A 208-nucleotide genomic window follows, 5' to 3' on the forward strand; every position below is an offset into this window, starting at 1 on the left:
TTTCGTCAGAAATTAACTGACCTGCATCCATTACTTTTTTTGCTTCTAGACCCAGTTGTGTGCCTTCTTTAATAGCTGCGCGAAGCATGGCGCCAGTAGAAATTTGTGGAATACAGTACTTGTCCATTAAAAACTGAGCTTGAGTACCTTAACCAGCACCCGCCGCGCCCAAAAGAATAATGCGCATATCATTGTCACCTAGTATGGA

Annotated in this window: 1 pseudogene; it reads right to left on the reverse strand. The window is 43.3% G+C overall.

Annotated elements, in window-relative coordinates:
* A pseudogene (locus V6260_RS19515) lies at positions 1-187 on the reverse strand (nucleoside monophosphate kinase); the annotation flags it as partial.
* Between the last annotated feature and the right edge of the window lie 21 nt (positions 188-208).

Source organism: Pseudoalteromonas aliena (assembly GCF_038155085.1).
In the GTDB taxonomy this organism is placed as follows: Bacteria; Pseudomonadota; Gammaproteobacteria; order Enterobacterales; family Alteromonadaceae; genus Pseudoalteromonas; species Pseudoalteromonas aliena_A.